Raw genomic sequence first — 19,310 nt, 5'->3', positions numbered from 1 at the left:
GGCAGGGCTTTTTTCTTGCGTGTCTTGTTTCGTTGATCTGGAATAAAACGGCGCGGCGAAACCTGATGATAGATGGCGCCGTATCTCGGGCCAGCAGGAGAGGAGTTGGATCATGCGCAAGACGCAATTGGTGCTGCTGACGTTCGGTGCGGCGGTCCTGGCCGGCTTCGCCACCGTCACGCCGGCGGCCGCGCGGGACTATCCATGGTGCGCCCAAGGCGGCGAGTATGACTATCCCGGCGAATGCGCCTACAGCACCTATGAACAATGCCAGGCCAGCGTGTCCGGCCGGCTGCTGTACTGCGATCGCAATCCGCGCTTCGCCTACGGTCAGGGGCAGCCGCAGCAACCACGGCCGCCGCGGCGCGTGCGGCCGGCCGCGCCGTATTGAGGATCGACCGGCTTCGCAACCCGGATGCCGCTGCGCTCCATCCGGGCTACGCCTCGTGCCGTTATCGCTTCGCTTCCGCCTGCTCCGTCGCGTTGCACGAGATCAGCATCGTGTACGGCCGGGCGTTCCCGGCGATGTCGGTGGTTTTGAGCTCACCCTTCGGCTCGGCGGTCTGGTAGGGCACCACGGAATTGTCGAGGAAGTCGCGCAGCGCGCCGGTCTTGATGGCGAAGTTGATATTCTCCGGAATGTTGCCGGTCGCGGCGGCGATGCGCAAGGCCGGGATCTTTGCCGTGACCACGCCCACGATCTGACCGGTGGTGTCGAACAGCGGGCCGCCGCTATTGCCGGGCTGCACTGGCGCGCTGATCTGCAGGAAGCGCGTATCGTTTCGCATGCCGCTGAGCGAGCTCGCGATACCGGTCGTCACGGTGAAATCCGACGAGAGCAAGCCATGGAACGGAAAGCCGATGACGATGACGGAATCGCCGGAGCGGATAGAGCGGTCGCGAATCCGCGCAAAGTCCTTGAACGTCGTCGTCGACGGGGCCTGCAGGAGAGCGAGGTCGTTGCTTGCGTCGCTCGATACGACGCGCAGCACCATCGAGGCCTCGCCGGTGAGATTACCCTTGATGTCGCCGACGCAGCCGTCGATCACATGGTGGTTGGTGACGACGTGACCGTTCGCGCTCACCACGAAGCCGGTGCCGGTCTTGGCCCTGGCAACCTTGCTGCCCGCGGGCGGTGACGGCTGCTTCTCCGCCGTGGCGGCTGGCTTGGCCGCACTCTTGACGAAGTCGCCAGCCTTGCTCAGTCCGTCGGCCTTCACTCTGGTGACGCAATTGGACAATGCGGTGATCACCGTTCCGGCCGAGGCCAGGTCGAAATTCAGCACGGTGCGGCCGCTGGTTGCCACCATCAGGTTTGCCTTCTGGAACGTGCGCACCACGTTCGTAGGCATGACCGCCGTGAGCATGTTCGGCTGATTGGCCGTGGCGAACAGCCGGGCCTGCTCCTGTCCGTCGAAGATGACGTCGATTGCGGCGTTCTCGCCTTGCTTGAAGCGGTAGCTCGGGCTCGCAAAGGCCAAAGACCATGTGCCGACGGAATTGTAGCCGACGACCAGGATGACGCCGTTCAGGTAAGGCGCCGTCGCGGCGCAATGGGAGAACGCGCCCGTCTCGTCGTTGCTGAAGGCGCCGCCGATCCAATTGCCGACATTGACGCTGCCGAACGGCCCCGCCGCATGTGCAACTCCCGCGATGCCGACCTGCAATAAGGACGCAACGATGAATGATCTAAGCCACATACCAGCCCCCGGACGCTTTTGAGCGCATCTTATCTGCGGGAACGCGGTCCGTGCAACCGGCAGTTGTTCGCCGCCGCGTAAATCCCGTCACGGCCATTTCGGGCTTGCGTTTACTTTGCATCGTTATATACTTTGCAATACAAAGTAACGGGTAAACAAACCCGGGAAACATGCGCGGAGCGAGGTTCTGGCGTTGCCAATGCGCGATCTCGACAAGGCACTGGCCGACATCGTGGCGATCCGAAGCCAGATCGCGGCCGGTACCGCCTTCCGCGGCTATGGTCCGGCGACGATGGCCGCGACCGCCGCCGTCGCGCTGCTTACCGCGGTCCTGCAATTCTGGCTGCTCGGCGATCCCACCGGCGAGCCGCTCGGCTTCTTTGTCGGCTGGTTCGTCGCCGCTGCGCTCTCCGTCCTGATGATCGGGATCGAGATGCGCGCGCGATCGCGCCGGCATCATTCGGGGCTCGCCGACGCCATGATCCACCAGGCAGTCGAGCAATTCCTGCCGGCAGGCGTTGCCGGTGTGCTGCTCGCGGTGGTGATGTGGAAGTTTGCGGGCGAGACGCTGTGGCTGCTGCCGGGCTTGTGGCAGATCCTGGTGTCGATCGGCATCTTCGCCTCCGTTCGCTCGCTGCCGCGCACCGTCGCGCTCGCCGGCGCCTGGTATTTCGTGTCCGGCTTCGCCGTGGTGGTGCTCGCGAGCCAGACCCACACGCTGTCGCCATGGACCATGGGACTGCCCTTCGTGATTGGGCAGTCGCTGATGGCGGCCATTCTGCACGTCGCATCCGGAGACCATGATGTCGAAGACTGACAGCGCACCCTTCTCCTACGAGGGGCTCGACCGCGTGATCCACGAGAAGGCGAGGCTCGGGCTTCTGACCTCGCTGATGGCCCATCCCAAGGGGCTGGCATTTGCCGACCTCAAGCAGCTCTGCGGCCTCACCGACGGCAATCTCAGCCGGCACCTCGCCGTGCTCCAGGAGGCCGGCCTCGTCGACGTGACCAAGGGCTACGAGGGCAATCGTCCGCACACGACTTGCCGTCTCACCAAGACCGGCCGCCGCCGTTTCCTCGACTATCTCGCCGTGCTCGAGCGCCTGGTGCGCGACGCCGCCAAGGCTGCCGGCCGCGAGGCGCCGCCGGTCGGTCGCCTCGGTATCGTCTCGACCTGATCCTCCCCCTTTTTAACCGGAGACTTTGCAATGCAAAGTGATGCGTCCCGCGACGAGAAGCTTCATGTCGGCATCATCATGGACGGCAACGGGCGATGGGCGACGCGGCGCGGCCTGTCGCGCGTGCGCGGCCACGAGGCCGGAGTCGAGACCATCCGCCGCATCGTCGAAGCCGCGCCCAAGCAGGGCATCGGCACGCTGACGCTCTACGCCTTCTCCACCGACAATTGGCGGCGGCCGAAGGCCGAGGTCGCCGCGCTGATGACCCTGCTGCGCTTCTATCTCGCCGGCGAGGTGCAGAGCCTGGTCAGGAACGGCGTGCGCCTCACCGTGATCGGCCGCCGCGATCGCCTGCCTGAAGGCATCGCAGGGGCGATCACCCGTGCCGAGGAGGCCACCGCCGATGGCACCACGCTGCACCTGCGGATCGCGGTCGATTATTCCGCGCGCGACGCCATCCTGAATGCGGCGGCGAAGGCGGCAGCGTTGACCAGCATCACTCGTGAAGCCTTCTCGCAGCTCGTCACCGGCGAAGCCGGCTTGCGCGACGTCGATCTCATCATCCGCACCTCGGGCGAGAAGCGGCTGTCGGACTTCCTGCTCTGGGAAGGCGCCTATGCCGAGCTGCACTTCACCGAGAGGATGTGGCCCGAGTTCGACGCGGGCGATCTCGCCGTGGCCCTGGCCTCCTTCCATGGCCGCGAGCGCCGATTCGGCGGCCTCCAGGCGATCATGCCCGAGGAGGTGCCGTCGCTCTCCCGTGTGTGACGCGCGGCACATGAGAACGCGCTGTTCGTTTTCATCCGCATGATTGGCAGCTCCGTCCAAGCGTCCGGAGCGCGGCCTCGGCTAGGTGTGCAAGTCCCAGCAACCTGCCGAAAGCATCACGCATGTCACAGCCGTTTCCGGGAGTCGTCGAGCCGGTCGAACTGGCCGAAGCGAAGGGCATGGTCTGCATCAGGACCGCCAGCGCGTCCGATCTGGAGAACCTGTCGGTCTATTTCACCGGCCTGTCCACGACGTCCCGCAACAAGCGCTTCAGCGGCGCGCGAGCGGATCCCGGCGTGGTCGCGGCCGAATGCATCGCCAGGAGCGGCGGCCTCGATAATTTCACCTTGCTCGCCGAGCTCAGGGAGGACGGGCAGGGCCGGATCATCGGCGAAGCGCGATACGCCTATGATGCGGCGGCACACTATGGCGAGTTTGCCATCTCGGTCGCGGATGCCTTTCAGCGCCGGGGTCTCGGCCTTCAGATGATGACGGCGATGGAAACGCGTGCGATCGATCTCGGCCACGAGATGATCGCCGCCGAGACGGCGCGCACGAACGCCGAGATGCGAGGCCTCGCCAAGAAGGCGGGCTTTGACGACTCCGGACTTGGAGACTGGCAGTCGGTCCACTTCGCCAAGTGCCTGTTGCGCCAGCGTTGATTTGCCGCGTGGCACGGATCGTGCTCTAGTATCGGGTAGGGTATCCCCAGCGATGGGAGCTTTCGCAAGATGCGCGCAGTCCTGGATTATTGCACCGGCGGAACGGAACGGCAGGTTGTAGCCGGCACGCTGGTCGTCACCGAAGGTGGCACCAGCGGCCATCTCTATGTGCTGATGCAAGGCAAGCTCGAGGTACTCAAGGGCGAGATGGTGGTCGCCACCGTCACAGAGCCCGGCGCGATTCTCGGCGAGATGTCCGTGCTGCTGGGCCTGCCGCATACGGCGACGGTGCGGGCCTGCTCCGATGCCGTCATCTATGAGTTCGAGGACGCCGCCTCGTTCCTCAAGCAGGAGCCGGGCATCGCGTTGCTGATCGCCAGGATGCTGGCGCAGCGTCTCAACGTCGCCAACACCTATCTTGCCGATCTCAAGCGGCAATATGCCGGCCACGGCACGCATCTGGCCATGGTCGGCGAGGTGCTGCAGAGCATGATCAACCTGCCGCCGCTTGATGTCTCGCCAGGCTCGGATCGGCAATCTGATCCAAGAATGTGAGCCAGTCGGGCGGTGCCTCGATCGGAGGGGCGGGCCGCTTCAGCGGCGCGGCAAGATCGATCCACTGCGCCTCGCCCGCGGCCAGCCAGAACGCCTTCTCCGTATCGAGATCCAGCACGATGTAGGTCGGGGGACGGCCGGGTTGCAGGCCGGGGTTGAAGACCCAGGTCTGTCCCAGCCGGTCGAACCACGATCCATTGGTGATGAAGGGCGATTGATGCACATGGCCCGAGATCACCATCGACGGCTGGTACTGCATGATCCACTGCACCAGCTCGACATCGCCGAAGAAGCGCTTGCCGCCCCAGCTGGTCGGTGAATCCGCCGGCGGCGCGTGATGTGCCCAGATCCAGCGCTGCGGGCGGTTGGCGGCGGCATCGCGCAACTGCTCGACGAGGCGCTGCTTGACCAGGGGCCCGTCCCACCACGGGCACACCGTGAACAGGATGTCCCCCATGGTGAGGCTGTCGCCGTCGCAGGCAATGCCAAGCTCGCGCACCTCCGAGATCCAGCGCGAAATCTTTTCGCCCTCCATATTGCGCTCGTCGAGGTCGTGATTGCCGGAGCAGAGGATCACGCGGGTCTTTGCCGCGAGCAGCGCGAGGTATTTCTTCACCACCACGATCTGCGCGCGAAAATCCACCATCGAGCCGATGTCGAGCGCATCGCCGGCGAAGATCAAGAGGTCGAATTGCGGCGCCGCGCCGACCAGCCAGTCGAGCTGCGGCAGCGAGTAGTGCAGGTCGGCCACGACCAAGCAGCGCATGGAAAATCCGTCGCGAGAGACCAAAAATGTCAGGGAATTTCAAAACGACATAAAGCAAGAAGCAGACCAGCCCGGGCGCCCCTACGCGTCAATCCGTCAATCCAGGGAACGCCAGCATGCTGGGGCGCGCTGCGGAGTGCAAGGGGCGGGCAACGCGAGGGCTGGACCGGATCGTCGAATTCTGATGTCGTGGCGTGCCCTCAACCGCCTGTGTCCGCATGCCCCCCTTCAAGACCATTCGTACCCGTGCCGAGAAGCGCAAGGGCGGGCCGAAGGCCCTGGAAAAGCTGATGCCGGCAAAGCCCGACCTGAAGCGTCTGGCGAAGCTTGGCGACGATCGCGTCCTCGCCGAGATGACGAAGCGGGTGTTCTGCGCCGGCTTCGCCTGGAGCGTGATCGATTCGAAATGGGATGGCTTTGAAGCGGCCTTCCTGCAGTTCCAGCCGGCCAAGCTCAGCTTCCAGCCCGAGGACTATTGGGAAGGCCTGTTGCGCGACGCGCGTATCGTGCGCAACGCGGCCAAGATCATGTCGGTGCGCGACAATGCCGGCTTCGTGCTGGAGATTGCGAAGGAGCACGGCAGCTTCGGCAAGTTTCTGGCCAAATGGCCGCCGTCCAACGAGATCGGCCTGCTCGATCTCCTCAGCAAGCGCGGCAGCCGGCTCGGTGGCAACACCGGGCAAATGCTGCTGCGCTTCCTCGGCTGGGACGGTTTTGTGACGTCCGGGGACGTGGTGGCTTGCCTGCGCGATGCCGGTCTCGACATTGCCGAAGAGGTCAAGTCGAAGGGCGATCTCGCCAAGGTGCAGGCGCAGTTCAACGCCTGGGCCGAGGAGACCGGCCTGCCCTACACCTATCTGTCACGGATCTGCGCACTGTCGGTCGGCGAGAACCGCAGCGAATCGTAGACCGCGAGAACATTCCCGCGCACGGCCTGGTCGGTGGTGGCGCGGATCGCGATATCAGGATCGTCGAAGCTGCAGATGAGCCCGCCGCGGGCAGATCGTGTGCATCCTGTGGCGATCTCGTGCCGCGCGTGCGGCGAACGGAACGCACGATCACGAAAAGACATTTCACAGGAACATTCGTGCGCAGCATCTGTTCGCAGTTGAGCCAGGCGGACAAAGGTGCGGGGAACGCGCGCTCCCGCCCGGGCCAATGAAACCGGAGACAGAACGGAGCAGCTCATGAAGCTCACATCCGACCAGGTGAAGCAGACCGTCAACCAACTCGGCGCCCAGGTGCTGCCCGACGAGCATCCCGCCATGCCCCAGCTCAACAGCATGTTCGGCGAGCACACTTTCTTCGTCGACGAAATGGGCCTCAAGGTCCTCGAACCCACCCCGTCGTTGGGAACCGATCGCCAGAGCGGCGAAGTGGTCAGCCTCGCCGATTGGGGCGATTCCGACCTGACGCGCCTGATGGCGCACGAGCCCGAGCCGACCGGTGTGATCGTGGTGTTCGAGCACGTGCGACATTGATGGGGCGAGCTGATCGACCCCCGGTGGTGGCGGATTGGAAAAACCCGCCGCTGCCTGCGGCGGGTTCGAAGCCAGGTCGCGGATCAGGATGTCGCTGTTCCCGGGCGTTTCCAATCCGGCTCAAATTCCGAACGTCAGCTGCGGCTCCACATCGTCGCCGATCTGGAGAGAGGAGAGCGATACCCCCAGCAGCCTGACACGCTTGGGCAGCGGCATCTCGACCTCGAGCAGGTCGCAAGCCAGCCGCTCCAGATCGTCGCGGGTCGCGACCGCCGCTGCCACGGATCTGCTGCGCGTGATGATCTCGAAGTCGGCGAACTTGATCTTCAGTGTGACGGTGCGGCCGCGGTTGCCGGTGGTCTCGCAATGGCGCCAGACCTTGTCGACGAGAGGCTTGAGCTCGGCGGCCAGCGCGCCATATTCGGCAAGATCGGTCGAGAATGTGGTCTCCGCGCCAATCGACTTGCGGATCCGGTTGGCCCGGACCGGCCGCTCGTCGACGCCGCGCGAGATCCAGTAATAATAGGCGCCAGACTTGCCGAAATTGGCGTTCATGAACTCAAGCGTCTGATTGCGGATGTCGAGGCCGGTGAACAGGCCGAGCGCGTTCATCTTCGCCGCCGTCGCCGGCCCGATGCCGTGAAACTTGCCGACGGGCAGGGTTTCGACGAAGGCCTCGCCCATTCCGGGGGCGATCACGAACTGGCCGTTGGGCTTGCGATGATCGGAGGCGAGTTTTGCCAGAAACTTGTTGTAGGACACGCCCGCCGACGCGTTGAGACCGGTCTCGGCCTTGATCTTCTCGCGGATGCGCAGGGCGATATCACGCGCCAGCGGGATGCCTTGTAAATTCTCCGTCACGTCGAGATAGGCTTCGTCCAGCGACAAGGGTTCGATGATCGGCGTGTGCTCGGCGAAGATGTCGCGGATCTGCCTCGAGATTGCCTTGTAGACCTCGAAGCGCGCCTTGACGAAGATCAGGCCTGGGCATTGCCGTTTCGCCGTCACCGACGGCATGGCGGAGCGAACGCCGAACTTGCGGGCCTCGTAGCTGGCGGCCGCGACCACGCCGCGCTCGGCCGATCCTCCGACCGCAACCGGTTTTCCGCGCAGCTCCGGATTGTCACGTTGCTCCACCGACGCATAGAAGGCATCCATGTCGATATGGATGATCTTGCGGACCGGCGAGGCCTCGCCAGTCATCGTGTCGGATTCGCTCATGGAAAGATGATACAATTGCGCCATGTGATGCGCGAGGTGAGGGATGTTTCAACTGTTGGTCTTCGTGGTGGGCGTGGTCGGCATCGGCTGGCTGATCGGTGCCACCAATCTCCCGGGAGAATGGTATGCGAGCCTCGCCAAGCCGGGTTTCGTGCCGCCGAACTGGGCGTTCCCGGTGGCGTGGACCATCCTCTACGTCATGATCGCCATCGCGGGTTGGCGGACCTTTCGCCGCGAGCCGTCAGGCAAGGCCATGCTGGCCTGGACTGCGCAACTCGCGCTGAACTTCGCCTGGTCGCCGGTCATGTTCACGATGCACCAGATCGGCACCGCGCTCGTCGTCCTCGTCGGCATGTTCGTCGCGATCGTGAGCTACATCGGCCTGGAGATGTCACGTGACCGGCTGGCCGCCGCGTTGTTCGTGCCCTACGCAGCCTGGGTCGCGTTTGCCGGCGTGCTCAATGCGGCGATCTGGCGGATGAATTGAGGCGTTCAGCCCCGAGTTCATCAAAGACGATGATCTCGATGCTGACGTGAGCGGCGGTACGAAAACCGCGGCGAGAATGGCGCGCCATTCAGAATAAAGCCGCGAACTCCTATGTGATTGAAATCAGCATATAATTTTCTCGACCTCGGGCCTCGCAAACGAGCCGTCTGGCGCCGAGAGGGGTTGGGCCGTCGTAGATCTACGAGCAGATGCTCCGTACTGGGAACATTGATGCTTCTGCCATCCAGTTCCTGAGGCCGCCGGCATCGCGAGCGGTTTCCTTCCATCGACCCTGCGGCAGCCAATTGACATCGGTCGCCTTCATGTTACATGTAAATAATGATATTACATGTAACATGAAGGGGGCGTCTTTGCCGATAGACCAACGCTATGACGCCGTCGTTTTCGATCTGCTCACGGCCCTGCTCGATTCCTGGAAGCTTTGGAATAGAGCAGCGGGTTCAGATGACGCCGGATTACGCTGGCGGAAGGCATATCTCGGCCTCACCTACGGTTGCGGGCCTTATCGACCATACGAAGATCTCGTCCGCGCCGCCGCTGAGGTCGCGGGTCTGCCCCAAGCCGCTCCGGAAGCGCTTCTCACGCTCTGGGGTGGTCTGGAGCCATGGAACGACGTCGGTGAAGTGGTCGGCGAACTCGCCAGGAGAGTACCGCTGGGCATCGCCACCAATTGTTCCATCGCCATGACCGGTGCTGCGGTTTCGGCAGTCGGAATCGAATTTGCCGCCGTCTGTTGTGCCGAAGAGGCGGGCTACTACAAGCCGCGCCCGGAGCCCTATCTGGCCGTCCTGAAAAAGCTCGGTACCCATCCGGCGCGCACGCTGTTTGTGGCGGGCTCCTCCGCTGATGTTCCGGGCGCAACCGGCGTTGGAATGCCAGTGTTCTGGCACAACCGGGCGGGGCTTACCTTCACCTCCGACAAGGCGCGTCCCATGATCGTATCAGACACCCTTCGGCCGCTGCTGGAGCTGGTGTGAGCCACCCGATGCAAACCGACATCAAAAAAACCGCGGTCGAGGCCTTCCGGAGCCTTGAGACGCCAGCCCTGCTACTCGACATCGACCGTCTTCGGAACAACGCGAGCGTGATGCGGAAGCGGTGTGCTGAGCTCGGCGTCCCGCTTCGGCCCCATTTGAAGACGTCGAAGTCCCTCAATGTCGCCGAAATCGCGACCGGCGGAACGTTCGGTCCCATCACGGTCTCGACCATCAAGGAAGCCGAGTATTTCGCACGAGGCGGCTACCGCGACATCATGTACGCGGTCGCGATTGCCGAGCCGAAGCTTGCGCATATCGAAAGGATACAATGTGAGACCGAAGCACGCATTCTGATCGTGGTCGACACGATTGAAGCCGCAACCATGGTCGCGGGTCGCGCCCCTTCATTCGGGCAGAAATTCCATTGCCTGATCGAAGTCGACTGCGGGGAGCATAGGAGCGGCGTGCCGCCGCAAGCTGACCAGCTCGTTCCGATCGCCCGAATCCTTTCGGACGCGCCGGGCGTGGCGCTCCAAGGTGTGATGACGCACGCTGGCCACTCCTATTCATCAGCGGACCGTCACGTCGTCGAAGAGATCGCGGAAGCCGAACGACGTGCAGCCGTCGATGCCGCCGATATCCTGCACCGCGCCGGTTTGGACTGCGCGATCGTCAGCGTGGGATCGACACCGACCGTGCTGCTCGCCCGCCACCTCGAAGGCGTCACAGAGGTTCGTTGCGGCATCTACCTGTTCTGGGATCTGGCGCAGCTCTCGCGGAACGTCTGCCGGCAGGACGATATCGCGGTATCCGTCCTGGCGTCGGTCATCAGTCACAACCGAGCGAACATGAGCGTCATCATTGATGCCGGAGCGCTCGCCTTGTCCAAGGATCTCGGCGCCAACGCCAATCTGCCGGACGTCAACTACGGTTATGTGTGCGACCCCGTCTCGCTCGAACGATTGGGAGCACTTTCGCTCGACGTCGTGCATCAGGAGCACGGCACCATCGCCGTGCCGTCGACCGATTGGTTCGACCGCCTGCCGATTGGCGGGCTTGTGCGTGTCCTGCCCAATCATGCCTGTCTCACCTGCGCAGCCTACGACGAGTACCGGCTCGTCGTGAACGGCGAGCTCGCCGGGACGTGGCCGAAGATCAGCGGTTGGTAGAAGGATCCATCATGAAAACGCATCCCCGGCAGACCCGAATCATCAGTTCGCAATCGCCGACGCCGCTCGGGCATTATGCGCAGGGCGTCCTGAACGGCGACACTCTCTACGTCTCTGGCCAGCTCGGAGTGGCAAAGGACACGCCTTCTCCCGAGTCCGTCGCGGTGGCTGATCAGGTCACCTACGCCCTCAGCAACATAGAGGCGATCGCACGCACCGTAGGGGCCTCCCGTGCCCAGGTCGTAAAGGCGACGATTTACGTCACGGACATCGCTCTCTGGGGGGAAGCGAACAAGGCTTACGCCGCGTTCTTCGGTGATCACAAACCGGCGCGCTCGGTCGTGCCATGCCCCGAATTGCATCTCGGCGCGAAGATCGAGATCGAAGCGATCGTGGCCGTCGCGTGAGCAACACACATCCCATGGAGCAAAGCGGCGTGCATGCTGCCGAAGCGCCGATCGATCACAGCCGCGCTACGCCCATGCTGGACGTCGTTGGCCTGTCGTTGGGCTACAAGACGCCTGCGGGCATGTCCGTCGCGGTCAGAGACGTCAGTTTTTCGGTGCGACGCGGAGAGACGGCGATCCTGCTCGGCCCCTCCGGCTGCGGCAAGTCAACGATCCTGAAATCCGTGGCGGGGTTCATCAAGCCGCTCCAGGGCGCCGTCACCGTCGCCAATCGCAAGGTCGACAAGCCCGGGCCTGATCGTGCCGTCGTCTTCCAGGAATTCGACCAGTTGTTTCCGTGGCGGACCGTCCTTGACAACGTCGCCTACCCTCTGCGCGCCACTGGCAAAGCAACCCGGGCCGAGGCACAGGACCGCGCGAATCTTTGGCTCGGCGTCATGCGGTTGGAAGCCGCTGCCCATAAATTTCCGCATCAATTGTCCGGCGGAATGAAGCAACGCGTCGCGATCGCGCGTGCGTTGGCCCTGGAGCCCGCTGTCCTGTTGATGGACGAGCCGTTCGGAGCGCTCGATCCGCAGACGCGGCTGCGCCTTCAGCTTGAGGTGATCGAAGTCGTCAAACGGACAGCCGCGACCGTCCTGTTCGTCACCCATTCGATCGCCGAAGCCGCGCTGGTCGGCCACGACATCATCATTCTCGATGGATCGCCGTCGAGCGTCGCGTCGATCGTCGACGCCCGCAGTGTCTGCGACCCGGCCTCGCAGGAGGCACTGGAGGTGGGCCGACAGGTCGCGCAGTCAATGGGTCAGGAGGCATCCCATGTCATTGGTGATTGATGACGGTCTCGTCCCTCGCCGGCGCGGCTGGCGCGGTCTTCCGGTTCCGCTGAGGCGAGCGATCCAATTGAGCCTCATCCTCGCCGGTTGGCAGCTTTATGTTCAGACGTCCGACGTCAACCCGTTGATCTTTCCCCCGCCCGGAGACGTTTTCAGCGCGCTCTGGCGCGGATGGTCGAGCGGCGCACTGGCCGGTGCGACATGGACCACCCTTAAGCTGCTCGGCATCAGCCTCCTGATCGGCGTGGTCATGGCCCTTATTTTCACGGTCCTCGCGCGCGTCAACAGCTTCGTTGACGACGCCGTCGAGTTGGCGACCTCGATGCTGAATCCACTGCCGTCGGTCGCGATGTTGCCGATCGCCATCATCTGGTTCGGACTCAACGTTAATTCGTTGATCTTTGTAGTCGTGAACGCCGTGGTCTGGCCGGTGACGTTGAACATCTCGACCGGCTTCAGGACCGCCAACCAGACCCTTGTGAACGTCGGCAGGGTCCTCGGCCTCTCGTGGTGGCGGATGGTGACCGATGTGCTGTTCCCCGCCGCTTTGCCTTACACGATGACCGGCCTCAAGACCGGGCTTGGATATGGCTGGCGCACGATCATCGCCGCGGAACTGGTGTTCGGCATTTCGGGCTCGAAGAGTGGGCTCGGGAACTACCTCAACGACGCACGATACTTCCTCCGCACTGACGAAGTCTTCGCAGGCATCATCAGCGTTGCGGTGATCGGAATCATTCTCGAGGCGGGCTTCAACTGGATCGAGCGCCGCACCATCGTGCGGTGGGGGATGAAGCAGGCCACGGCGACAATCGATGACTGATACGCACCGCAAACGTCGACAAGGATCAGGACCATGATCGCAAGACGCACGTTTCTCGCTGCCGGCCTGGCGGCACCGTTCGTGATGCCCGAAACGTTGCGGGCCGAGGCTGGTGAGCGGTTGACGATCGCCGTGCTCCCTGGCCTCGGCTACGCGCCGTTGACCCTCGCAAAGCATGCCGGATGGATTGAAGCCGCCGTCCCGGGCCTGAAAGTCAACTGGCTTGAGATCGCTTCGAGCGCCGCGATCCGCGAAGGCATGCTGTCGGGCGATATCGACGTAGGGGCCGGGAGTATTGCACCGTTTCTGATCGGACGCGACCGCGGTTTCAAGGTCGGCCTTATCTCCAGCCTTACGATCATGGATCTTCTGCTGGTAATCAACGATCCTGCGATCAAGGCGTTACGCGACTTCGACAACAGCAAGAAGATCGCGGTGACCGCGCCCGACACCAATCAAGCTTTCGTTCTGCGGTTGGCGGCGCAACAGGTCCTCGGCGACGCCAAGGCACTCGACGGGTGCTTTCTGGCGATGCCACATCCCGACGCACTGCAGGCGCTCGTCACAAACCAAATCGCCGGTTACATGGGGTCCCCACCCTTCCAGAATGAAGCCCTCAAACGAGGCTGCCGGACGCTGCTGAACAGCCGGGACATCGTTGGGCCCCTTACCTTCAGTGTTTGCTTTGCGCTCGAGAAATATGGCAAGAACAGGCCAGCGAACGTGCAGGCAATCAGGGATGCCGTTGGGAAAGGTATCGCATTGTTGAAGTCTCAGCCGGAAGAAGCTGCCAAAATGCTCGCAGCCGAATCCGGCGGGCGTCAGACCAGCGAGGGGTTCAAGACGCTTCTGGCTGACCCGAACACGACGTTTACCGATGAACTCGTCGGCGTGCCCAAACTGGCGGAGTTCATGAAGACCAGTGGGTTTCTTCGCGGAGATGCCGGCCAGCCAGCCAGCATGATGTTGAAAGGATAGCTCAAGCCGATGACCGATCTGCCGCCCTTGCGCCCCGCGACGCGGATCGTCGACGCCGTTCACGAATCACTTCGGGAGGGCATTCTGTCCGGTGTATTGCCGCCGGGCCAGCCGCTCAGTGTGCCGGAGCTGGCGCGCCGGTTGAATGTTTCGCGAAGCCCGATCCGCGAGGCCGTGCTGCAATTGGTATCGGACGGCTTGGCGGTCGAGCAGCCTCGAAGGGGCGTCGTGGTGGCGACGATCGAGCTCAACGACGTTCTAGAAATCCACGAAATCCGCGAGTTCGTCGAAGCGCTATCCGCGCGGCTGTGCGCCGAACGGATCGATGCCGATGGTGTGGCGGAACTTCGGTCCATCATCGCACGTCAGGAGAAGTGTGTGGCGAAGGACAATGCCGCGGGCTACTTTCAGACGAACGCTGCATTCCACGAGGCAATCGGCCGGTTTTCGAGAAACAGCCGCCTCCATGACATTCTGATTTCGCTCGAAGGCCAGATGCGGATTGGGCTCCAGCGCGTCTCGTCCGAAGGCGAACAACGTCGCCGTGGCGTCCTGGAGCATGCTCAAATCGTCAATGCCATTGAGAAGCGGGACGGCGACCGGGCTGAGAGACTTATGCGCGAGCACATTGCCAAAACGCGAAAGCGCCTAGCGGAGCAAATCCGTAAGGCGAGGGGCGAAGTCGCAGCGTAAAGAGCTTAGCTCGAACGTCGACTCTCGAAGAAGGCAATGCGTGACGACACGCGCCAAAAGCGGTCGCTGACGGCCCCATCCAAAGTTCGATATTTTACTCAGAATGCGGAAAATGGCGCACCCGACACGATTCGAACGTGTGACCTTTGCCTTCGGAGGGCAACGCTCTATCCAGCTGAGCTACGGGTGCTAGTCGAGGTTCATTTAGCCGATTGGCGAGGGGCGGGCAACCGCTTCTCGCCGGATCGGCACTTAAGCCGATTTGCGCCGCAAAGGGCCCGGAACCTGCTTGGCCTGCCGTCCCAGGGCGGCGAATTCGGCCAGCACGCGTTCGGCGCAGATGACCTGGTTGCGACCGAGCCGTTTGGCGACGTAAAGCGCCTCGTCGGCCGCGCCCAGCAGGCGGTCGGGGCCGCCGTCGACCGCGCCGGGAATGTGGCTGGCGACGCCGACGCTGAGGGTGACGTGGTCGCCGGCGCCCGCAGCGCCATGGACGATCTGCAAGGCCATGACGGCGCTGCGGATTTCCTCGGCGATGACGCAGGCGCTGTCGCAATCCATGTCCGGCAGGATCAGCGCGAACTCCTCGCCGCCGTAGCGGCTGGCGAGATCGAGCGGGCGCACGGCATGCCGGCTGACGACGGAAGCGATCGCCCGCAGGCATTCGTCGCCGATCTGGTGGCCGTGATGGTCGTTGAACAGCTTGAAATGATCGACGTCGACGAACAGCAGCGCCAGCGGCCTCTGCGTGCGGTGGGCGCGCGCCCATTCGCTCGCCAGCATCTGGTCGAACGAGCGGCGGTTCGACAGGCTGGTCAGGCCGTCCTTGGTGGCGAGCTCCTTCAGCGCCATCTCGGCGCGCTTCTGGTCGGTGAGGTCGCGCAGCGTCTCCACCACGGCGATCAGATGTCCGGCCTCGTCGTGGATGGGGCCGGCATCGATGGCGAGATAGAGCTGGTTGCCGAGCTTGGGCATCGTGCACCAGTTCTCCGCGGAAAAGCCGAGCCCGTTATGGCCGCGCGCGGCATATTCCGAATAGAACTCCGGCAGCCGCTCCGGCCGGTCGAGCGCGACGAGGTCGGCAAGGCAGGGGCGCCTGGTCTCGTAGAAGCCCTGCCAGTGCCTGTTGGTGCCGATCACCTCCGAGGCGGCCAGACCGGTCAGCCGCTCGCAGGCCCTGTTCCAGATCACGACGCGGCGCTTGGGGTCGATCACGAAGGTCGGTACCACCAGATGCTGCATCAGCCGCACGGCATAGGAATCCGCGACGTCGACGGTCTTGCCTGGAGCTCTGCTTGAAATCCTTCCCGGCTTTGCCATCAGGCCACCGCCGCGACCGGCACGATGCCGGGCGAACCATCGCCCGTGCCGAACAGTTTTCGCACCTCCGCGGCCGGCTTCGGCGCGCTGAACAGGTAGCCCTGCATCTGCGTGCAGCCGAGCGCGCGCAGCATCTCGCGCTGCGCCTCGGTCTCGACGCCTTCGGCGACCGTGGTCATGCTGCTGGCGGCTGCAATGTTCACCACCGCCTGCACGATCACGGGTGCGCCGCTCGTCTCCGCGATGTCGGCGACGAAGCAGCGGTCGATCTTGATCTTGTCGAACGGGAAGCGCTTGAGATAGCTGAGCGAGGAATAGCCGGTGCCGAAATCGTCGAGCGCGATGCGCACGCCGATCGAGCGGAGCTGGTGCAGGATCGAGAGCGCAGCCTCGTCGTCGCGGATCAGCACGGCCTCGGTGATCTCGATCTCGAGCCGGCGCGGGTCGAGGCCCGAGGCGGCGAGCGCGCCCGCGATCCGCAGCGCCAGCGTGTCGCATTTGAGCTGAACCGGCGACACGTTGACCGCGACGCGGATATGCGTCGGCCAGGTCGCGGCCTCGTTGCAGGCCATGCGGAGAACCCAGTCGCCGAGCTCGGTGATCAGGCCGGTATCCTCGGCGACCGGAATGAACTCGGCCGGCGACACCATGCCGCGCTCGGGGTGGCGCCAGCGCAGCAGCGCCTCGCAGCCCGAGACTTCGTTGGTACGCAGGTCGACCAGCGGCTGATAGTGAATCTCGAAGCCGCCGTTCACCAGCGCCTGCCGCAGATCCTGCTCCATGCTCAGGCGCGCCCTGGCGCTCGCATCCATCTCCGGCTCGAAGAAGCGGTGGGTGCGGCGCCCCTCGGCCTTGGCGCCGTACATCGCCAGATCGGCGTTCTTGACGAGCTGGTCGAGATCGGTGCCGTCCTGCGGCGCAAGGGCGATTCCGATGCTCGCATCGGTGGAGAGCTGATGACCGAGACAATGATAGGGCTGTCGGATCGCCTGGTAGATCCGGGTCACGAAGGACAGCACCTCGGCAGAGGATTGGATCCCGGTCTGGATCACCGCGAATTCGTCGCCGCCCAGGCGCGCGATCAGGTCGCCCTCCTTGAGGCAGCCGCGCAGACGGCTTGCGATCGCCTTCAGCAGCTCGTCACCGACGTGGTGGCCGAGCGAATCGTTGATGCCCTTGAACTCGTCGACGTCGATGTAGAGCAGCGCAAACTGATCCCCGTCGGCGACCTTCGCCAGCTCGCGCTCGATCTGCTCGCGGAACAGCGTGCGGTTCGGCAGGTCGGTGAGCGCATCGTAATGCGCCATATGTGCGATCTTCTCGTCGGCCCGGCGTCGCTCGGTGACGTCGTCGATGACGTGAATGAGATAGCGCGGCTCGCCGGCGTCGTCGCGGATGCCGATCCGCGTTGACGTAATGTAGCGCAACCCCATGCCCGGCATCTGCCAGGCGTGCTCGTCCTTGAACAACCCCTTGGCCGATTGCAGCGCGCTGCTGTCGTCCGCGGTGATGTGGGCCGCGTGCGCCTCGGGGAAGATGTCGAAAGCAGTCTTGCCCATGACCTCCTGGCGCGACTGGCCGAACAACTGCTCGGCGACGCCGTTCAGCAACAGGTATTGCCGCGTGCGGGCATCCTTCACCGTGATCTGCGACGGGATGTGGTCGATGATCTCACGCAGGAACGTGTGGTTGCGGTCGCGTTCCCGCTCGAGATTGCGGCGCTCGGTGATGTCCTCGATCGTGGCGACCCAGCCGCCCTGTGCGAGCGGCGTGTTGATGACCTGGAAGGCACGGCCGTTGGCGAGCTGATGCGTGCGCGTGGAGACCGTGCCTTCGGCCACGACCCTCATGACGTCGGCGCAAAACGCCTCGACGTCGCCGTCGAACGCATCGCGCTCCTTGCGATGGTACATCGCCTCGCGGATGTGGCAGCCGGGCTTGATGACGTCGTGGGAGAGGCCGAACATGTCGGCGTAGCGGCGGTTGCAGGTGACGATGTAGCCGTTCGCGTCGTAGAGGATCAGTCCCTGCGACATGTTGTTCAGGGCCGTGTCGAGCCGCAGACGCTCGGCTTCGAGACGTTCCTGCGCCTCACGGTTCTGCCGGTCGATCTGGCGAATGATCAGATAGAGGATCAGCGCGATGACGGCTGCCGAAAGCGCGGCGGTCGTCACCATGAACCCGGTCTGCTGGCGCCAGTCCGCCAAGGCCGCGGCTGTCGTGTTGGTGGCGAGGATGACCAGCGGGAAGTGCGTCAGCGATGCCGCCGAGCCGAGCCGCTCCTCGCCGTCGACGGGACTCTTGCCGCGGAGCGTCTGCTGGCCGCCCTGCGCCAGCACCTTCCGCATCAGCGGCGCGTCCTTGAAGTTACGTCCGATCAGCTCCTCGCGATGCGGATAGCGCGCAAGCATCTTGCCTTCGCGATCGAACAGCGAGATGGCCGTGCCCTCGGCAAGTGCGACCGATGCAAAATAGTGCTGGTAGCTGTCCGGATCGATCCGGCGGACCATCGCGCCGAGGAAGGTGCCGTCCGCGCCGTTCAAGCGGCGTGCGACGATCGTGGTCCATTTGTTGATGATGAAGCTGCGGACGGATTCCAGCAGCACCGCTTCGGACTGCGGATTCGTCTTGAAGGTCTGAAAGTAGGCCCGGGACGAGACGTTGATCTTGGGCAGTGGCTGGGCCCGCGACCAGTTGATCAACTCACCGTCGGCGTCGTAGAGCGCGATATCGCCGAGATAGGACACGGAGCTGATCTTGCTGCGCAGCATCTGGTTCGCCGCTGGCCCGGACATCCGTTCGCGGAACATCGCGGGCGAGCTGATCTCGACCAGGCTCATCTGCCCGATCAGATCGGCGGCGACGACGTCGGAATCCTCGAATTGCTGATCGAAGTGCCGCGCGATCAGCTGCACGGTGTTTTCGAGCTCGCGCTCGCGATTGGCCAGAGTGCGTTCGCGAAACTCCCCGACGGCCATGGCCGTCAAGCCGAAGATGCCCGCGACCAGCAACACGCCGCACAGGGTCAACCACAGGACGGGGCCACGCCGCGTCAAGGCCTCCCAGCCGTTCGTTGCGGCTCGAGACATTCCGGTTGCCACCGTGGAAAAGACCTGGCGCATTCCCCCTCCCTGGAGGAACACGAATACACCGCACAAATGGCCCAAACCTTAGGAAAGCCAGTTACCTAAGCATTAATCGGGTTGCGCAGTCCCGTCCGGATACAGTGGAGCGGGAATCACGTCGCGGTTGCGCGGCGTGCGCCGTC

21 protein-coding genes and 1 tRNA gene are annotated in these 19,310 nt (G+C 63.8%); 16 read left to right on the top strand and 6 right to left on the bottom strand.

The window, feature by feature from the left end; all coding sequences use genetic code 11:
* Positions 1–112 precede the first annotated feature (112 nt).
* On the top strand, positions 113–391 hold the full coding sequence (locus tag TSA1_RS12200; RefSeq protein ID WP_100176581.1) for a DUF3551 domain-containing protein: 279 nt from the start codon (positions 113–115) through the stop codon (positions 389–391).
* A gap of 61 nt (positions 392–452) precedes the next feature.
* Here the strand turns inward: TSA1_RS12200 and TSA1_RS12195 are convergent, their stop codons facing one another.
* On the bottom strand, positions 453–1,700 hold the full coding sequence (locus TSA1_RS12195; protein ID WP_100176580.1) for a S1C family serine protease: 1,248 nt from the start codon (positions 1,698–1,700) through the stop codon (positions 453–455).
* Between the two features lie 199 nt (positions 1,701–1,899).
* On the opposite strand from TSA1_RS12195, the gene TSA1_RS12190 reads away from it, so the two are divergent.
* The 5 genes from TSA1_RS12190 to TSA1_RS12170 all read left to right on the top strand — a co-directional run bounded on the left by TSA1_RS12190 (position 1,900) and on the right by TSA1_RS12170 (position 4,863).
* Positions 1,900–2,517, top strand: a complete 618-nt coding sequence (locus TSA1_RS12190) for a hypothetical protein (protein ID WP_100176579.1) — start codon at positions 1,900–1,902, stop codon at positions 2,515–2,517.
* Positions 2,504–2,878 carry a transcriptional regulator gene (locus TSA1_RS12185; protein WP_174718868.1) on the top strand — a complete coding sequence of 125 codons (375 nt, stop codon included), beginning with the start codon at positions 2,504–2,506 and terminating at the stop codon, positions 2,876–2,878. The genes TSA1_RS12190 and TSA1_RS12185 overlap by 14 nt, the downstream gene beginning before the upstream one ends.
* 30 nt (positions 2,879–2,908) lie before the next feature.
* Complete coding sequence (locus TSA1_RS12180; protein WP_100176577.1) at positions 2,909–3,646, top strand: di-trans,poly-cis-decaprenylcistransferase; 738 nt, start codon at positions 2,909–2,911, stop codon at positions 3,644–3,646.
* A gap of 122 nt (positions 3,647–3,768) precedes the next feature.
* Positions 3,769–4,308, top strand: coding sequence for a GNAT family N-acetyltransferase (locus TSA1_RS12175; protein WP_100176576.1), 540 nt, complete (start codon positions 3,769–3,771; stop codon positions 4,306–4,308).
* A 69-nt stretch (positions 4,309–4,377) separates the two neighbouring features.
* Positions 4,378–4,863: a Crp/Fnr family transcriptional regulator gene (locus tag TSA1_RS12170; RefSeq protein ID WP_100176575.1), complete on the top strand. Its 486-nt coding sequence runs from the start codon at positions 4,378–4,380 to the stop codon at positions 4,861–4,863.
* Here TSA1_RS12170 and TSA1_RS12165 read toward each other — a convergent pair.
* On the bottom strand, positions 4,802–5,629 hold the full coding sequence (locus TSA1_RS12165) for a metallophosphoesterase family protein (RefSeq protein WP_100176574.1): 828 nt from the start codon (positions 5,627–5,629) through the stop codon (positions 4,802–4,804). The two genes, TSA1_RS12170 and TSA1_RS12165, sit on opposite strands and share 62 nt — an antisense overlap.
* Before the next feature lie 218 nt (positions 5,630–5,847).
* On the opposite strand from TSA1_RS12165, the gene TSA1_RS12160 reads away from it, so the two are divergent.
* Together TSA1_RS12160 and TSA1_RS12155 are read left to right on the top strand one after the other, a co-directional pair.
* Positions 5,848–6,537: a DNA-3-methyladenine glycosylase I gene (locus TSA1_RS12160; protein ID WP_100176573.1), complete on the top strand. Its 690-nt coding sequence runs from the start codon at positions 5,848–5,850 to the stop codon at positions 6,535–6,537.
* Positions 6,538–6,816: 279 nt separating this feature from the next.
* On the top strand, positions 6,817–7,110 hold the full coding sequence (locus TSA1_RS12155) for a hypothetical protein (protein WP_100176572.1): 294 nt from the start codon (positions 6,817–6,819) through the stop codon (positions 7,108–7,110).
* A gap of 120 nt (positions 7,111–7,230) precedes the next feature.
* Here TSA1_RS12155 and dinB read toward each other — a convergent pair whose 3' ends face one another.
* A complete protein-coding gene (gene dinB, locus TSA1_RS12150) occupies positions 7,231–8,331 on the bottom strand; it encodes a DNA polymerase IV (protein ID WP_100181090.1) in 1,101 nt (366 codons plus the stop codon).
* A 43-nt stretch (positions 8,332–8,374) separates the two neighbouring features.
* Here dinB and TSA1_RS12145 point away from each other — a divergent pair, with 43 nt between their 5' ends.
* The 8 genes from TSA1_RS12145 to TSA1_RS12110 all read left to right on the top strand — a co-directional run bounded on the left by TSA1_RS12145 (position 8,375) and on the right by TSA1_RS12110 (position 14,722).
* Positions 8,375–8,818 carry a TspO/MBR family protein gene (locus TSA1_RS12145; RefSeq protein WP_100176571.1) on the top strand — a complete coding sequence of 148 codons (444 nt, stop codon included), beginning with the start codon at positions 8,375–8,377 and terminating at the stop codon, positions 8,816–8,818.
* Positions 8,819–9,174: 356 nt separating this feature from the next.
* Positions 9,175–9,816, top strand: a complete 642-nt coding sequence (locus TSA1_RS12140) for an HAD family hydrolase (RefSeq protein ID WP_161497222.1) — start codon at positions 9,175–9,177, stop codon at positions 9,814–9,816.
* An 8-nt stretch (positions 9,817–9,824) separates the two neighbouring features.
* Positions 9,825–10,985 carry an alanine racemase gene (locus TSA1_RS12135; RefSeq protein ID WP_145984299.1) on the top strand — a complete coding sequence of 387 codons (1,161 nt, stop codon included), beginning with the start codon at positions 9,825–9,827 and terminating at the stop codon, positions 10,983–10,985.
* An 11-nt stretch (positions 10,986–10,996) separates the two neighbouring features.
* A complete protein-coding gene (locus tag TSA1_RS12130) occupies positions 10,997–11,392 on the top strand; it encodes a RidA family protein (RefSeq protein ID WP_100176568.1) in 396 nt (131 codons plus the stop codon).
* Complete coding sequence (locus TSA1_RS12125) at positions 11,389–12,228, top strand: ABC transporter ATP-binding protein (RefSeq protein ID WP_161497221.1); 840 nt, start codon at positions 11,389–11,391, stop codon at positions 12,226–12,228. The genes TSA1_RS12130 and TSA1_RS12125 overlap by 4 nt, the downstream gene beginning before the upstream one ends.
* Before the next feature lie 67 nt (positions 12,229–12,295).
* On the top strand, positions 12,296–13,051 hold the full coding sequence (locus TSA1_RS12120; protein WP_161497220.1) for an ABC transporter permease: 756 nt from the start codon (positions 12,296–12,298) through the stop codon (positions 13,049–13,051).
* 33 nt (positions 13,052–13,084) lie between these two features.
* Positions 13,085–14,029: an ABC transporter substrate-binding protein gene (locus TSA1_RS12115; protein WP_100176565.1), complete on the top strand. Its 945-nt coding sequence runs from the start codon at positions 13,085–13,087 to the stop codon at positions 14,027–14,029.
* Between the two features lie 9 nt (positions 14,030–14,038).
* Complete coding sequence (locus tag TSA1_RS12110) at positions 14,039–14,722, top strand: GntR family transcriptional regulator (RefSeq protein WP_100176564.1); 684 nt, start codon at positions 14,039–14,041, stop codon at positions 14,720–14,722.
* Positions 14,723–14,835: 113 nt separating this feature from the next.
* Here the strand turns inward: TSA1_RS12110 and TSA1_RS12105 are convergent.
* The 3 genes from TSA1_RS12105 to TSA1_RS12095 all read right to left on the bottom strand — a co-directional run bounded on the left by TSA1_RS12105 (position 14,836) and on the right by TSA1_RS12095 (position 19,164).
* Positions 14,836–14,912, bottom strand: a tRNA-Arg gene (locus TSA1_RS12105).
* 62 nt (positions 14,913–14,974) lie between these two features.
* On the bottom strand, positions 14,975–16,042 hold the full coding sequence (locus TSA1_RS12100) for a sensor domain-containing diguanylate cyclase (RefSeq protein ID WP_100176563.1): 1,068 nt from the start codon (positions 16,040–16,042) through the stop codon (positions 14,975–14,977).
* Positions 16,042–19,164 (bottom strand): EAL domain-containing protein, encoded by a 3,123-nt coding sequence (locus tag TSA1_RS12095; RefSeq protein WP_174718867.1) that lies wholly within the window; start codon positions 19,162–19,164, stop codon positions 16,042–16,044. The genes TSA1_RS12100 and TSA1_RS12095 overlap by 1 nt, the downstream gene beginning before the upstream one ends.
* Between the last annotated feature and the right edge of the window lie 146 nt (positions 19,165–19,310).

The organism is Bradyrhizobium nitroreducens (assembly GCF_002776695.1).
In the GTDB taxonomy this organism is placed as follows: domain Bacteria; phylum Pseudomonadota; class Alphaproteobacteria; order Rhizobiales; family Xanthobacteraceae; genus Bradyrhizobium; species Bradyrhizobium nitroreducens.
Note: the sequence above shows the minus strand (reverse complement) of the source record. Positions and strands in the feature narration are given on the sequence as shown.

Excerpts from the sequence above, each read along its gene's own strand:
- TSA1_RS12115 (WP_100176565.1), top strand. The coding sequence starts at position 13,085 with ATGATCGCAAGACGCACGTTTCTCGCTGCCGGCCTGGCGGCACCGTTC.
- TSA1_RS12190 (WP_100176579.1), top strand. The coding sequence starts at position 1,900 with ATGCGCGATCTCGACAAGGCACTGGCCGACATCGTGGCGATCCGAAGC.
- TSA1_RS12185 (WP_174718868.1), top strand. The coding sequence starts at position 2,504 with ATGTCGAAGACTGACAGCGCACCCTTCTCCTACGAGGGGCTCGACCGC.
- TSA1_RS12160 (WP_100176573.1), top strand. The coding sequence starts at position 5,848 with ATGCCCCCCTTCAAGACCATTCGTACCCGTGCCGAGAAGCGCAAGGGC.
- TSA1_RS12200 (WP_100176581.1), top strand. The coding sequence starts at position 113 with ATGCGCAAGACGCAATTGGTGCTGCTGACGTTCGGTGCGGCGGTCCTG.
- TSA1_RS12145 (WP_100176571.1), top strand. The coding sequence starts at position 8,375 with ATGTTTCAACTGTTGGTCTTCGTGGTGGGCGTGGTCGGCATCGGCTGG.
- TSA1_RS12135 (WP_145984299.1), top strand. The coding sequence starts at position 9,825 with ATGCAAACCGACATCAAAAAAACCGCGGTCGAGGCCTTCCGGAGCCTT.
- TSA1_RS12130 (WP_100176568.1), top strand. The coding sequence starts at position 10,997 with ATGAAAACGCATCCCCGGCAGACCCGAATCATCAGTTCGCAATCGCCG.
- TSA1_RS12165 (WP_100176574.1), bottom strand. The coding sequence starts at position 5,629 with ATGCGCTGCTTGGTCGTGGCCGACCTGCACTACTCGCTGCCGCAGCTC.
- TSA1_RS12110 (WP_100176564.1), top strand. The coding sequence starts at position 14,039 with ATGACCGATCTGCCGCCCTTGCGCCCCGCGACGCGGATCGTCGACGCC.
- TSA1_RS12175 (WP_100176576.1), top strand. The coding sequence starts at position 3,769 with ATGTCACAGCCGTTTCCGGGAGTCGTCGAGCCGGTCGAACTGGCCGAA.
- TSA1_RS12180 (WP_100176577.1), top strand. The coding sequence starts at position 2,909 with ATGCAAAGTGATGCGTCCCGCGACGAGAAGCTTCATGTCGGCATCATC.
- dinB (WP_100181090.1), bottom strand. The coding sequence starts at position 8,331 with ATGAGCGAATCCGACACGATGACTGGCGAGGCCTCGCCGGTCCGCAAG.
- TSA1_RS12155 (WP_100176572.1), top strand. The coding sequence starts at position 6,817 with ATGAAGCTCACATCCGACCAGGTGAAGCAGACCGTCAACCAACTCGGC.
- TSA1_RS12140 (WP_161497222.1), top strand. The coding sequence starts at position 9,175 with ATGAAGGGGGCGTCTTTGCCGATAGACCAACGCTATGACGCCGTCGTT.
- TSA1_RS12170 (WP_100176575.1), top strand. The coding sequence starts at position 4,378 with ATGCGCGCAGTCCTGGATTATTGCACCGGCGGAACGGAACGGCAGGTT.
- TSA1_RS12095 (WP_174718867.1), bottom strand. The coding sequence starts at position 19,164 with ATGCGCCAGGTCTTTTCCACGGTGGCAACCGGAATGTCTCGAGCCGCA.
- TSA1_RS12195 (WP_100176580.1), bottom strand. The coding sequence starts at position 1,700 with ATGTGGCTTAGATCATTCATCGTTGCGTCCTTATTGCAGGTCGGCATC.
- TSA1_RS12100 (WP_100176563.1), bottom strand. The coding sequence starts at position 16,042 with ATGGCAAAGCCGGGAAGGATTTCAAGCAGAGCTCCAGGCAAGACCGTC.